General features: G+C 37.1%; 10 protein-coding genes. 9 read left to right on the top strand and 1 reads right to left on the bottom strand.

The genetic code is table 11. From position 1 onward, the window contains the following. Positions 1 to 34: 34 nt before the first annotated feature. Entirely contained in the window at positions 35 to 493 is a 459-nt protein-coding gene (locus B0I22_RS07105; protein ID WP_133943983.1) for a GtrA family protein, read from the bottom strand. Positions 494 to 752: 259 nt separating this feature from the next. Between B0I22_RS07105 and B0I22_RS07100 the strand changes: the two genes are divergently transcribed. From B0I22_RS07100 to B0I22_RS07060, 9 genes are all read left to right on the top strand, one after another. Beyond that, positions 753 to 1,007 (top strand): hypothetical protein, encoded by a 255-nt coding sequence (locus B0I22_RS07100; protein ID WP_133943982.1) that lies wholly within the window; start codon positions 753 to 755, stop codon positions 1,005 to 1,007. Between the two features lie 53 nt (positions 1,008 to 1,060). Beyond that, positions 1,061 to 1,921 carry a BadF/BadG/BcrA/BcrD ATPase family protein gene (locus tag B0I22_RS07095; RefSeq protein ID WP_133943981.1) on the top strand — a complete coding sequence of 287 codons (861 nt, stop codon included), beginning with the start codon at positions 1,061 to 1,063 and terminating at the stop codon, positions 1,919 to 1,921. 244 nt (positions 1,922 to 2,165) lie between these two features. Then, entirely contained in the window at positions 2,166 to 4,448 is a 2,283-nt protein-coding gene (locus B0I22_RS07090) for an NADP-dependent malic enzyme (RefSeq protein WP_133943980.1), read from the top strand. A gap of 102 nt (positions 4,449 to 4,550) precedes the next feature. Continuing rightward, positions 4,551 to 4,787, top strand: coding sequence for a hypothetical protein (locus B0I22_RS07085; RefSeq protein ID WP_133943979.1), 237 nt, complete (start codon positions 4,551 to 4,553; stop codon positions 4,785 to 4,787). A 9-nt stretch (positions 4,788 to 4,796) separates the two neighbouring features. Next, positions 4,797 to 5,393 (top strand): leucine-rich repeat domain-containing protein, encoded by a 597-nt coding sequence (locus tag B0I22_RS07080; protein WP_166668196.1) that lies wholly within the window; start codon positions 4,797 to 4,799, stop codon positions 5,391 to 5,393. 201 nt (positions 5,394 to 5,594) lie between these two features. Next, positions 5,595 to 6,179 (top strand): Holliday junction branch migration protein RuvA, encoded by a 585-nt coding sequence (ruvA, locus tag B0I22_RS07075; RefSeq protein WP_133943977.1) that lies wholly within the window; start codon positions 5,595 to 5,597, stop codon positions 6,177 to 6,179. A gap of 42 nt (positions 6,180 to 6,221) precedes the next feature. Continuing rightward, on the top strand, positions 6,222 to 13,370 hold the full coding sequence (sov, locus tag B0I22_RS07070; protein ID WP_133943976.1) for a T9SS outer membrane translocon Sov/SprA: 7,149 nt from the start codon (positions 6,222 to 6,224) through the stop codon (positions 13,368 to 13,370). Positions 13,371 to 13,522: 152 nt separating this feature from the next. Then, a complete protein-coding gene (gcvH, locus tag B0I22_RS07065) occupies positions 13,523 to 13,900 on the top strand; it encodes a glycine cleavage system protein GcvH (RefSeq protein ID WP_133943975.1) in 378 nt (125 codons plus the stop codon). Next, entirely contained in the window at positions 13,893 to 14,261 is a 369-nt protein-coding gene (locus B0I22_RS07060; RefSeq protein WP_342772851.1) for a VanZ family protein, read from the top strand. The genes gcvH and B0I22_RS07060 overlap by 8 nt, the downstream gene beginning before the upstream one ends. The last annotated feature ends 574 nt before the right edge of the window (positions 14,262 to 14,835 follow it).

Below are 14,835 nucleotides of genomic sequence, written 5' to 3'. Positions count from 1 at the left end.
TAAAAAAATGTAATAAAAATCAAAAATAGGTTTTTTATCCGTTAAATATCACTTTTTTCTTTACCGAATAATTAAGAAGTGACACAATGACGATGGATGTTATTTTGCTCATCATTTCTTGAGAAACCACGTAGAAACCCAAATCTATCACACTCTTGAAAACAAAATGATACAAAATCTGAAACAAAAACAAACTGATGAAAGTTGAAACCACAGAAACAGAAATGAAATAAGCGAACTCTTTTCTCTTAGAATGTTTCCCTCTTTCAAAGACAAACCAAATGCTCAAAAAATAATTGGTGATGATTCCGCAACTTGTAGACAAGATATTACTAAACGGATATTTAATTCCGGAGAGATTATATTCCCAAGAGAACAATTTTGGCAAGTACACACTTAGCATTTTAAAACTGCCGATTTCTACAATCGCACTTAGCCCACCAGCGATGATGAAGAGTAGGACTTGCTTATGACGGAAAAGTAATTCTTTCATTCTTTTGCAAATTTATACGATTTGTTAAATCTTTTAAAATAATTGTTAAAATATTTTTTAGTATCAAAAATATTTTTACTTTTATTAAGTGTTAATGATTTTTACGATTTGGTTGAAAGATTAATTATTATATAGTTAATAAATTGTGAAAAGCTTAACGCTGGTCGATGACGTTATCTTTCCCTGGCTTAGATGTTAGTCAGGTATTTTTTTCAGAATTTATCAACTCGCCCCAATCACAAAATAATTATTACAAAAAATGAAAAACTCTAACAGACCTTACAGAAAATTTCTGCCTCAGCAAAAAAAGATTGAGGAGTTGGAAAAGAGTAATTCCAGATTCAAAAGAATCTATTCAGAATATGAATTGATGTCCGATGAACTTTGGGATCTTGAAAGTAGCGAGAGCACAGAAAGTGTTCCCGACGATTTCATCAACGCCATCAAATTACAAACATCATATCTCGAAGAAGAGATCGAAGATTGGCTGGTACAAGACGGGCAATCAACATAATTATCACAAAATCTTCCCAAAAAATATTACATTAGCATCTTAAAACATATTATATGATTGCTATTGTTGACGGCGGATCTACCAAATGCGACTGGGTTATCCTGGAAAATGATGGTACAGAAGTACTCAAGACAGAAACCATCGGTTTCAATCCCAATATCATAAAAGCCGAATTAATTGCTCCTGAAATAGAGAATAATCAGGCACTTTCAAAATTCCACGATTATATAGAACACATCTTTTTCTACGGTTCCGGCTGTGGAACTTCAGAAAAGAAATTAATTGTGGAAAGAGAGATTCAAAAGGTTTTTACCAATGCCCAAATTCACGTGAAGGAAGATCTTTTGGCGGCCGCTTATGCAGCTTATAGAGGTGTTCCTGCAATCGTCTGCATTCTCGGAACTGGTTCCAACGCCTGCTATTTCGATGGCGAAAAAGTCAAAACCGAATTGCCGTCTTTAGGTTTTCTCATCGGCGACGAAGGCAGTGGAAGTGCGCTTGGAAAGCAGTTGGTGCGTCATTATTTTATGAAAAAACTACCGCCAGATTTGCACCAGCAGTTTACTGAGATTTATCAGTTGAATATTGACGATCTTCTCAAAAATATGTATCACAATCCGAGGGCTAACGCTTATATGGCAGATTTCACGCGCTTCATTGTTGATAGAAAAACACATCCATATTTTCAGAATTTTATTTACAAAGAACTCAAGAATTTCCTTGAGTTTCAGGTGATGCCGTACGAAGAGTGCCGAGAATGCGAAGTCAATTTTATAGGCTCAATTGCTTATTTTTTCGAAGATTCACTTCGCGCCGCTGCATCAGATTTCCATTTCAAAATCGGTACTGTTGTTCAGAAACCAATAGAAAGTCTGGTGAATTATCATCGTGACTATATCATTCCAAAGCTTTAACTTTGCATAAATATTTGGGCGTATCCCTTTGTTTTTGCTTTCCGGCTTTGGTCTTTCAATAGAACTTTTCTGAAACGCAAAAACAAGCGGGTCGGTCTACGGGCAGTCGCTTCCCGATAGAAACTTTGCAAAGTTTCTATCGGGAGAGCTCCAACAATGCCCTCCGCCCTTACGCAACCAGATTCGTAATAAAAACCTGTGAGTCAATATTTTCAAAATTTGATTCACTCAAAAGAAATTAAAAATGTCAAAAAATTCAAGAGATCAAATCGCTTTCGACAAGGCAGCGTTAGATTATCACAGCCAAGAACCGAAAGGTAAAATAGAAGTTATTCCTTCCAAACCGCATTCCTCGCAGAGAGATCTTTCTCTGGCGTATTCTCCGGGCGTTGCTGTGCCTTGTATGGCAATCCACGACGATCCTCAAAAAGTATACGAATACACATCCAAAGGAAATCTCGTTGCAGTAATCTCCAATGGGACAGCCGTTTTAGGATTGGGTGACATCGGTCCCGAAGCTTCAAAACCAGTAATGGAAGGTAAAGGTTTACTTTTCAAGATTTTTGCTGGCATCAATGTTTTTGATATTGAGATCAATGAAAAAGATCCAGACAAATTCATTGAAACTGTAAAAGCAATTGCGCCAACTTTTGGTGGGATTAATCTTGAAGATATCAAAGCGCCGGAAGCATTCTATATAGAACAAAGACTGAAAGAGGAATTGGATATTCCTTTGATGCACGATGATCAGCACGGAACAGCGATCATTTCTGCCGCTGCTTTGATCAACGCTTTGGAAATTGCAGGAAAGAAAATCGGAGAAGTGAAAATGGTGATCAATGGAGCAGGAGCTGCTGCAGTTGCTTGTGCAAAATTATACATTTCATTAGGACTTAATCCAAAAAATATCTTGATGTGTGACAGCAAAGGTGTCATCAATCATAAAAGAGAAAACCTAACGCCGGAAAAATTAGACTTCATTGCCCAGACGGATCTTTCAACTTTGGAAGATGCTTTGAAAGGCTCTGATGTTTTCATCGGTTTGTCAAAAGGGAATGTGATGTCTGCAGAGATGTTATTGTCTATGGCAGAAAATCCAATCGTTTTTGCTCTGGCAAATCCGGATCCTGAGATCAGTTATGATTTGGCATTGGCAACAAGACCAGATGTGATGATGGCAACCGGAAGAAGTGATTATCCTAATCAGGTGAACAATGTTCTTGGTTTCCCATATATTTTCCGTGGCGCATTGGACGTTCAGGCAAGAGGAATCAATGAAGCGATGAAGTTGGCTGCCGTTTATGCTTTGGCTGAAATTGCAAAAGAACCAGTTCCTGAAATGGTAAAATTGGCTTATAATGTGACGAATATGAGCTTCGGAAAAGAATATTTTATCCCGAAGCCATTTGATAACAGACTGATCACAAAAGTTTCTATCGCTGTTGCAAAAGCGGCAATGGAAAGTGGAATCGCTGGAAAACCAATTGAGGATTTCGAAGCTTACGAAAATCAATTGCTGGACAGAATGGGACGAGATGAAAAACTTGTCCGAATGATGCAAAACCGCGCCAAAGCAAATCCAAAAAGAGTAACGCTTGGAAATGGTGAAGAATATAACATTTTGAAAGCCGCACAAATTCTTCAGGAAGAAGGAATTGCTTATCCAAGTTTGTTGGGAAGTAAAAAACTTATCAAAGAAAGAATGGCAGAATTTGGGATGGATTTGGATATTCCAATCATTGATCCGAATGATGACGAAAACAAAGAAACCCGCAAGAAATACAGAAAAACACTTTGGAATCTTAGAAATAGAAAAGGTATCAATGAATATAAAGCCAAAAGATACGTAAGACAACGCGATTACTTTGGCCCATTAATGTTGGAACACGGCGATACAGATGCTTTGATAGTTGGTTTTTCCAAAAGTTATGCATCTATTCTAAAGCCTATTTTGGAGATCATTCCTAAAAAACAAGGCGTGAACAAAGTCGCAGCGATGATGATGATTTTGACAGAGAAGAAACCATTATTCTTTGCTGATACATCAATTAATAAAAATCCATCAGCAGAAGATTTGGTTGATATTGCAAAAATGGCAGAAATCACCGTGAAGTCTTTTGCGATTGAACCAAGAATTGCAATGTTGGGTTATGAGAATTTCTCTGCGAAAGCCGATTCTTCCAAAAAAGTAGCAGAAGCGGTGAAAATTCTTCACACAAAATATCCGAAAATGATTGTGGACGGAGAGATTCAGCCGGATTTTGCTTTGAACAGCGATCACTTGGCAGATTATCCATTCTCAAAATTAGGAACCAATCCAGCCAACGTTTTGGTTTTCCCAAATCTTGAAAGCGCGAACCTTTCTTATAAAATCATCAGAGGAATGAAGGCGGCTCAAACCATCGGACCGATCTTGATGGGATTGGATCAGCCAGTTCACGTTTTACAGATGAGATCTAGTGTGGACGAAATTGTGAATCTTGCAACGATTGCAGTGTTGGACGCGCAGACGAAAGAGAAAAAATAAAACATTTTTAATACAGACAGAAGCCATTTTAGTTAACTAAGATGGCGTTTTTGTTTTAGTATTTCTATCTTAGTCTTTTCGATATTCATTTAAAATTGAAATATGAATAAAGCCAGATTTATTTTACTGATATTTATTTTCATAAGTGGTTTTTCTTACGCTCAGCAAAAATTCTATGGATCTTTGGAAGAAGCGTTCAAAGAACCTTTGAAAGTCACAAGATTATCTATTTCTGATGATGAGAATATTGTGGAATTGCCTAATTCTATCGATAGATTTGTCAATTTAGAGATATTGATCATTGCGTTCAACCCCAAATTAAAATCTTTGCCCGAATAACTGGGAAGTTTGCAAAATCTAAAAACACTTAAGATTGTCGATAACAAATCACTTTCAAAAATTCCCAATTCGATTACGGATTTAAAAAATCTTGAAGAACTGGCCTTCGATCGCTGTAGATTTAAACAATTGCCCAAAGATATTGGGAAATTGACCAATTTGAAAGATGTTTACTTCACCGAAAACGATTTTAATACGTTGCCAGTTTCTTTCTCAAACCTAAAGAATTTGGAAGATTTATATCTCGATCATAACCAGTTTGAGGAAATACCTGCGGAAATTGCAAACCTCAAGAGATTAAAAAGAATTAATTTTAATAATAACAAAATCAAGGCTGTTCCAAATTTCATTTATGATCTGCCAAACTTATGGGGTTTGTTTTTGGAAAATAATCAGATTGAAAAAATTGGTCAAGAACTCAGTAATTTGAAAAGTTTGAAAGTACTCGCCTTAGAAAATAATAAGATTTCATCTTTTGCTTTGGACCTGTCAAATTTAGTTTTACTACAATCCATAGGTTTGGACAAGAATCCGGTTTCTGAAAATGATTTGCAATTTTCAAGATCCAAATTGTCTTCTGGAGAAATATATTTTAAGAAAAATTAGATTAAACTCTTTTTAAAATTAACATAAAAATAAATTGAAATTTTATTCAAATATCTGTAAAACGCTTGTTTAAAAATAAGGATGAGCGCGAAAGAAGAAAATTATTAAAGAAATATTGATAAAAAGCCATTTTAGTTGTTAAGATGGCTTTTTTCTTTGAGTTAATTTATATCTTCGCAAAACCCTAATTTTTGTATTTCAATGATTTATTCTATAAGAGGTTTGGTTCAAGAACTCACGCCCACATTTGCCGTTATCGAGGCAGGTGGAATTGGATATTATGTAAGTGTAAGCTTGCAAACTTCCCATAATCTAAAACTAAATTCTGAGGTTTTTCTTTTCATCCAGCAAATCATTCGTGAGGATGCGCATTTACTTTTTGGATTCTACAGCAAGGAGGAAAAGGAGATGTTTAACCTGTTAATAAGTGTTAACGGCGTAGGACCGGTTTCTGCCTTGATTTTGCTCTCATCTCTCAGTTTGTCCGATGCTGCAAATGCCATTCTTTCCGGCAACAGCGGACTCATCCAAAAGGTAAAAGGAATAGGTGTGAAAACTGCCGAAAGAATCATCGTCGATCTTCGTGATAAGGTTGGTGCATTCAGTATTTCTGAGGAAAAACTTTCTAATTTTGTAAACAATAAAATCAAGAATGAGGCGTTATCTGCTTTAGAAGTTTTAGGGATTTCCAAGAAAGTAAGCGAGAAAATTGCAGATCGTGTTCTGAAGCAAAAACCGGAAGCTTCTGTAGAAGAATTAGTGAAAGAGATTTTAAAAAATATTTAACAATTGGTGGTTTTTTATCATCAGTTTCTTAAAAAAATATAAGTGAAGAAAAATATTTACCTTTATAAATTAACCCTCCTTTTTTTATTTTTTGTAGGTTCTACAAGCATATTTGCACAGGAAAAACCGTCTGACAGCTTGGTAAGCATCAGAACAGATTTTAGTCTTGCAGATCCCATCCGCTATGATGCATTCTATGACATCAAAACGGGTATGTATTATCTGTATCCAAAAATCGGTAACTCGGTGGTGGGTGCTCCAATCGCAATGACGTTTGAGGAATACAAAACATACGTGATGGAGAACAATCTTCGTACCTATTATGAAGAAAAGTCATTATTAAATGATCTTGGACGTAGAAAAGACCAAAGCGATGCCAAGAAAAAGGGCTTGCTACCGGCAATTACGATCAAAAATAAAATGTTCGAAAATGTTTTTGGTGGCAACAAAATTGAGTTGATTCCGCAAGGTTTTGCCTCATTTGATCTTGGCGGACTTTACCAAAAAATCGATAATCCACTCGTTCTTCCTCAGAATAGAACCAGTTTTGCGATCAATATTCAACAGAGAATCCAATTGGGAATCACAGGAAAAGTTGGAGAAAATCTTCAGCTAAAAGCCAATTACGATACCCAAAGTGGATTTGCTTTTGAAAATCGTATGAATATGGTTTGGCAACAAAAGGGAACTTGGAAAGATCTGATGAATAAAGGTCTTAATGAAAAAGGAAACGACCCAGAAGATAAAATCATCAAGAGGGTAGAAGTTGGTAACATCAGTATGCCGCTTTCTACCAGTTTGATCCGAGGTTCACAATCGTTATTCGGTCTCAAAACAGAGTTTCAGTTGGGTAAAACAACGGGAACTTTAGTCTTTTCTCAACAGCAAGGCGAGGCGAAAACGATTGTAGCACAAGGTGGCGGAACAATGAGCACTTTTAAGGTAAACGCTTATGATTATGAAGATAACCAGCACTTTTTCTTAGGGAAATATTTCTTGGACAACTATGATACAGCTTTAGCCAATTATCCCTTGATTAATTCCCGAGTTAACATCACAAGGTTGGAAGTTTGGGTTCTGGATCAAGGTGGAGCCAACTTAGAAACTCAAAAACCAATTATCGGAATCCGAGATTTGGGAGAACAGGATGGGACAACGCCAAGTAATACCAATCAAGGTTTGTATGGAGCAATTACAAGTACATTAGGAACCAATAGAGAAGCTTCCTCTCCTCCAGATTTGTTGAATGGAAACACATTCCCGGGAAGTACTCAACCATATAGTAACAATGGTGAGCAATACATCTTCAACAGAAAAGCCAGAAGACTAACAAGTTCTGAATATAAATATAATACGCAACTTGGTTACATCTCGTTGAATCAAAGATTGAATAATGAACAGTTTTTAGCAGTATCTTATTCTTATACATTGAACGGATCTAGCCAAGTTTACAAAGTTGGGGAGTTTGCGGAGGAGAATAGCGTTCTTGTAGCAAAACTTTTGAGATCCAACGTTTCTGTGAATACCACATCTCCAATGTGGGATTTGATGATGAAGAATATCTATTCTCTTAACACAAGCCAGATTCAGCCACAGGATTTCTTATTGAATGTCTATTATAAAGATCCAAACTCTGGAGGTAAAGTTAATTATCTTCCCGGAGCGACATATGGTACGGACCCAAATAATCCTAATCTTAATCCTTTTCCACCAGATACAAATTTACTAAGATTATTCAATTTAGACCGTTTGAATATCAATAATGACGTCCAGACCAATGCTAATGGAGAAAGAGGTGATGGAGTTTTCGATTTTGTAAATGGGATTACAGTAGATGCTGAGAACGGAAAAATCATCTTTACAAAAGCTAAGCCTTTTGGAAGTTATTTAGAAAGTATCTTGTCAAATACGGATAAATCCAGTTATGTTTTTAATGATATTTATAATAAACAGAAAAACCCACAATCTGATGTCCCATTACGCTACACCATCGAAGGTCGCTACAAAGGAAGTCAAGGTCAAGGGATTTCTCTAGGCGCAATTAACGTTCCGCAGGGCTCTGTAAAAGTTACTGCAAACGGAGCACAGCTGATGGAAGGTGTAGATTACACGGTGGATTACATGACGGGAACCGTTAATATCATTAATGAAACCGTAAAACAATCCGGACAGGCGATTAATATTTCATTAGAAAATCAATTGACATTCAACACTCAGAGAAAAAGTTTCTGGGGATTGAATTTGGAGCGGAAATTCAGTGATCATTTGATGGTTGGTGCAACGGTTGTTAATTATTCAGAAAGACCTTTGACCCAAAAAGTGAATTACGGGCAGGAAGCTGTGAGCAACACGATGGCCGGATTCAATATGATGTACAATAATGAATTGCCATTCTTGACAAGATTGACCGACAAAATTCCATTCGTCAATACAGAAGCACCATCCAATTTGAACTTTAAAGCAGAAGGCGCTTATCTAATACCGGGACAAAGCAAAGGAATCAATGACCAATCTTACATCGATGATTTTGAACAAACAACCTCCAAAATCTCTTTGAAAGAACCAGCAATGTGGAGTTTGGCATCTCGCCCGGAGAAAAATAAGGATGATCTTGTGACTTTCCCGATGAATGTGGATAATGACAATCTTACAAGCGGATACGGAAGAGGTCTTTTATCTTGGTACACCATTGATCCGAGATTCTACGGTGTTGGTGGTGGTGCTCCAAATGGAATCAATGCACAGGCACTTTCCAATCACGCATCCAGAAGAGTAGAGATGAGAGAACTTTTCAACAGCCGAGATTTTGTGGCAGGAGAGCAAACGATTCTTAACACTTTTGATATTACTTATTATCCGGAGCAGAGAGGTCCTTACAACGTCAATCCACTTACCGAATCACCTTCTCAAAGATGGGCCGGTTTGATGAGACCAATTTCTGTTACCAACTTCGTCACATCCAATATCGATTATGTTGAATTTTGGATGATGGATCCAAGAGCTGACGGAAACAATTTGGGAACCGATCCAAAACTATTGCTACAGCTAGGAAACGTCTCCGAAGATGTCCTGAAAGATGGTAAACTACAATACGAAAACGGATTGCCGACGGGAAGTACCCCAACCAATACTTCTTCTACAAACTGGGGAACTCAGCCAAGTCAATTTCCAATTCTTTACGCTTTCTCCACAGAAGGTGATGAGAGAGCGCAACAAGATTTGGGTTATGATGGGATGAACGGAACTCAGGAGCAGGAGAAATTTGGAGTCAATTTTGTGAATCCAATTACGAATGAGTTAGATCCGGCTTCTGATAATTTTGTGTTCTATATGTCCGACCAATTCCAGGGAGATCTTGCATCTTCTTTGACAGAGCGTTACAGATATTTCCGAAATCCGGAAGGCAACTCTGCGGCAAACTCTATGGAAGTATCTTCCCAAACACCGGATGCAGAAGATGTAAACAGAGATTACAACTTAGATCTTACAGAAAACTATAATCAATACACCATCGACTTATCAGCTTCAAGTATGGTTTTGGGACAGAACAAAATTGTAGATGTAAAAGAAGTCGATGCAAAATTTGAAAACGGACAATCTAGAAAAGTTAAATGGTTCTTGTTCAGAATCCCTGTGGCACAATATGATGGTGTAACTGGAGGCGAAGTTGTTGAAGGTTCTAGCGCATCTGTTCTTAATAATGTGAGATTTGCAAGATTATTAATGAAAGGATTTGACCAGACTTCTACTTTGAGATTTGGAACTTTCGATTTGGTAAGGTCAGACTGGAGAAAATATGCAAACTTAATTGTAAGTCCAGCTGTTGATAATGAAGACGAAGGTAATTCACCATCTGTTCAAGATATCAATTCAAACTTTGATGTGGGGAGTGTGAACTTAGAAGAGAATGGTCAAGGTTCTCCACCTTACGTTTTGCCTCCTGGAATTGACAGACAAGTATTGAGCGGAAATGCCGGTGCACAAAGACAAAATGAGTCTTCACTATATATGAAAGTTACCAACTTGAGTGGTGAAGCTAGAGGTGTTTTCAAAAATACAAGTTTGGATATGCGTCGTTACAAAAAATTACAAATGTTTGTACACGCACAAAATCTACTTCAGACAAATCTTACTAAAGATCCAAATGCCAAATTCTTTATCCGTTTTGGTAGTGATGCGGTAGATAATTATTATGAATATGAATCTTCACTAAATTATACATCACAAAATGCAACGTCGCCATTGGATATTTGGCCATCAGAAAATGAAGTGAATCTTGAGATTGAAAACTTCGTGAATGCTAAATTGAAAAGAGATGAACTCATAAGATCCGGAGGGCAAAATATAGCAGATAGATATATATTCCCAGATTATGGAGATAATGATAAAAAAATCTACGTAAAAGGTCGTCCTAGTATCGGAAATATAACCACCATTTTGATTGGGGTTAGAAATACAGTTCCAGGTGCTGCAGACAAAATCTTTCGGGCAGATCCCAAAACTCTTGTTCTTTGGGTCAATGAAATCCGTCTTTCCGAAATCGAAAACAAAGGTGGATACGCAGGGAACGCAAGTCTTAACTTCAACCTTGGAGATTTTGCAATGGTGAATGCCAATGCATCGTATGCCTCTGTAGGATTTGGAGCGATAGATCAAAAACCATCCGAAAGATCTCAGGATGAGAATTCTGCTTTCAGCATCAACACAACTGTGAATGTGGACAAATTCTTGCCAGAGAAAGTCGGGATGAAGATTCCTGTAAATTATTCTTACACACAAACGATGACCAATCCAAAGTACAATCCTTTGGACAATGATATCGAATTGAGCAAAGCACCAAACGAAGGCGAGCTTAAAAAAGTAGTGAGCACCTACACACAGCAAAGAAGCATCGGTGTTGTGAATATGAGAAAAGAAAGAATGAATCCGGATAAAAAACCGAAGTTCTACGATGTGGAGAACTTAAATGTAACGGCGATTTATAACGACGATTTCTACAGAGATGTTTACACCAAGAGAAATTACAGACAATATTTGAAAGGTTATGTAGAGTACAACTATACCTTCAAACCGTATGTTTTGAAACCATTCAACAAAATGGTGAGCGATACTGCGAAGTCTTACAAATATTTGAGATGGATCAAGGAAGTCAACTTCAATCCGATTCCAACCAGGTTATCTTTCAGAACAATCTTGGACAGAAATTACAATGAGTTAGAATATAGAAATGTAGATGCACTTCTTTCCGGAAATCCAGGAAATGATTTTGAAACCATCAGAAACAGAAACTTCTTCTTCGGATGGCAGTACAGTTTAGGATTTAATTTTACGAAATCTCTAAAGCTGGAAATCAATTCCGAAACCAAAACGTTGAATGATCAGATAGACGTGAACTCTATGAACAACCGTTCGATCTTCGGAAATCCGTTCCGTGCAGGTCGTCCTGTTTTGTACAATCACAGAGCGCAGTTGAACTACAGATTGCCGTTTGAATATTTCCCATATTTGGATTTCATCAATGCCGAAGTGAGTTATCAGTTCCAGTACAACTGGAATGCAAGATCTACAGCAGTGAGAAACTTCCAAAACCCGGAAACTGGAGCAATTGATAATTTGGGTAATATTTCTCAAAATACCAATGCAATCGTAGCAACTTCGACAGTAGATATTCCTAAGTTCTTTGGCAAGTTCAATTACTTTAAGAAGATTAATGAAACAATGCAAAAGCGCCGTCAGGAAATTGACTCGTTGAACAATGTTTACAACACAGCATTTACCAAGAAAAATAGTAGATTCAAATTCAAGTCTTATAAATTCAAGAACAAATTGACGCCAATCCAAGCTGTGGCTTATGCATTGACCTCGTTCAAACAATTGGATTTTAATTACAATGAAAACAACGGAATTATGTTGCCAGGACTGTTGTCTGCTCCTAATTTCTACGGCGTTGGACAAACACTTGGCGGACCAACTGTTGGATTCTTGCTCGGATCTCAGGCCGACATCAGAAGAACGGTGATAGAAAACGGATGGGTTTCCAACTCTACATTGATGAACGATGTCTATTCTGAAATGAGCAACAGAACTTTCACGGGGAATTTGCAGGTGATGCCAGCCAATGACCTTAGAATAGATTTCAACGTCTTGCAGAATTATAACAGAAATTATACGCAGGGTGGATACAATGTAGTGGATGATCTTACGGATTATCGTGGTTACAGAGATGCATTTGGAACAGAGATGATTACTTATTCCAATACAACTTGGTCATTCAAAACGGCTTTCAAAGATGGCGCGGCGCTTTATCAATCGATTAAAGATAATGCATTGGCAATTTCTCAACAGTATGAAGGTATTCAAGACCGAGAAGGATTTACGGCAGGCTACTCCAAGAGCAATTCGTATGTTTTGATTCCGGCATTCCAAGCGGCGATAGAAGGGAAGTCTCCTAAGAAATTGAGCAACCCAACCAAAGCAGGAATTCCGTTACCAAACTGGAAATTGGTTTACTCCGGGCTTAGAAACCTTCCGATTGTAAATAGTCAGTTCTCCAAGTTTGATATTTTGCATTCTTATGTTTCTACATTTACAATGGCAGGCGTGCAGTCTAGCATAGATTATTATAACATAGATCCGTCCAATACATCAACAGCTTATGATTCCAATGGGAACAGGTACAATCCTTACTCATTTACACAAGTTGGATATGTGGAGCAGTTTTCACCACTTGTTGGTTTTGATGTGACGATGAGGAATAACATGCAGTTCCGTTTCAATTACAATAGAGACAGAACTTATGTATTAGGATTGGTCAACACCACTTTGACGGAGGAATTAGGAAACGAGTTCGTAGTAGGTTACGGTTACATCTTGAAAGATTTGAAAATCCGAATCAATTATAAGAGCAAACCGAGAGACATCAAGAGTGATTTGAACATCAGAGCAGATCTTTCTATGAGAGATAGCAAAACGACAATCACCAATATTTTGATAGACGATTCTCAGATTACAGGTGGACAAAAGATTTTCAGTCTTAAGTTCTCAGCAGACTACAATATGTCTCAAAACCTAAACCTGAAATTCTTCTACGATCAGATGATGACAAAATATAAGATTTCAACAGCATTCCCATTGTCCACAGTTCGAGCGGGTATCACAGCCACACTCACATTTGGAGGAACAGGAAATTAAAAATGAATCGATGATTTATCATTAAACAATTATCATTCATCAATTATGAAAAAGAGTAAGCAATTTGTTTACTCTTTTTTTTGTAATTTATTTTTATTCTATTGTTATATCTTAATTATATAATTAAATTTGCCAAAACCTAATCAAAGAAAATGAACACACCATCAGAACTAAAGTACACCAAAGACCACGAGTGGGTAAAAGTTGAAGGCGACGTTGCAACAATCGGAATTACAGATTATGCCCAAGGCGAATTGGGAGACATCGTTTTCGTAGATGTTGACACAGTGGACGAAGATCTAAACGAAGGCGACGTTTTCGGAAGTGTAGAAGCCGTGAAAACTGTTTCCGATCTTTTCCTTCCAATTCCGGGAACTGTTTTAGAAGTCAACGCAGATTTGGAAGATCAGCCAGAATTACTCAATACAGATCCGTACGGAAAAGGTTGGATCATCAAATTGAAAGTTGCTGACTCAGCAGATTTCGCAAACTTGCTATCCGCAGAAGAATACCAAGAAGTTGTTGGATAATCTCATAAACAAATACAGTAAGATCACATTGCCCATTTATTGGGCATTTCTTACTTATATGCTTTTGCGTCCCGGCGTGGAGAACAAAGAATATTTCTTTATGTTTCCGCATCTGGACAAACTCATTCACTTTACCATATTTTTCCTTCTAGGATTTTTCTTCCGGGTTCGTTTTCCCAAAGTATCCATACTTTACTACTTTCTCATTCTCATTTCTTACGCATTACTCACAGAGATTCTACAAGACGTTATGAAGTGGGGTCGCTCACTGGAAGTTCTTGATGCTATTGCAGACACATTAGGATTATCATTCGCATACTATATATATAATAAGTATGTGAAATTTCAAAACAAGATTTAAAATTATTTTCAATCATAATCAAATCTGCAAAATCCGCTTGATCTGCGAGAAATTTCAAAAGGATTTAGATATTCAATCAATTCCAATAGTCCTTTGGGCAACTGCCAAAAAGCCAATTCTTTCCCCACGCAATTTTTGTCACCGGGCTATCCGCTACTATCTTTTGCTTTTTTTTGTTATAGTTTCAACATACTATATATAAAGAACCATTCTTTCCCGACTCACATTTTCCCAATCCATCCACGAAAAAAGCAAAAGGATAACCGCTACTATCCCTGTCGCACTCCATAGAATCGATGTTTTTCATCCGTTTAACGATATTTAACATAATGTGGATAACTTTAAACTACGTTTTATCTTGTTGTTTTACAGTTCGTTAATTACGGTAGTTTTACACAATTGTAAACATTATGTTAAATCCATTTGCAAGTGCAGCTTTTTCCACCCTATATTTGCAGAACCAAAACGAGAGAATTGGTAGCGCAGAAGAGCTTACAGACGATGATTATGAATTTAGGGCTTGATGAAGAGTGCTAGATTTAGTTAAAAAAAGTCTTGTAGGATAAAAAAGGAA

It is taken from the genome of Epilithonimonas xixisoli (genome assembly GCF_004365655.1).
In the GTDB taxonomy this organism is placed as follows: Bacteria; Bacteroidota; Bacteroidia; order Flavobacteriales; family Weeksellaceae; genus Epilithonimonas; species Epilithonimonas xixisoli.
Note: the sequence above shows the minus strand (reverse complement) of the source record. Positions and strands in the feature narration are given on the sequence as shown.

Coding starts and splice junctions, on each gene's coding strand:
- B0I22_RS07105 (WP_133943983.1), bottom strand. CDS start 493: ATGAAAGAATTACTTTTCCGTCATAAGCAAGTCCTACTCTTCATCATC.
- B0I22_RS07100 (WP_133943982.1), top strand. CDS start 753: ATGAAAAACTCTAACAGACCTTACAGAAAATTTCTGCCTCAGCAAAAA.
- B0I22_RS07095 (WP_133943981.1), top strand. CDS start 1,061: ATGATTGCTATTGTTGACGGCGGATCTACCAAATGCGACTGGGTTATC.
- B0I22_RS07090 (WP_133943980.1), top strand. CDS start 2,166: ATGTCAAAAAATTCAAGAGATCAAATCGCTTTCGACAAGGCAGCGTTA.
- B0I22_RS07085 (WP_133943979.1), top strand. CDS start 4,551: ATGAATAAAGCCAGATTTATTTTACTGATATTTATTTTCATAAGTGGT.
- ruvA (WP_133943977.1), top strand. CDS start 5,595: ATGATTTATTCTATAAGAGGTTTGGTTCAAGAACTCACGCCCACATTT.
- gcvH (WP_133943975.1), top strand. CDS start 13,523: ATGAACACACCATCAGAACTAAAGTACACCAAAGACCACGAGTGGGTA.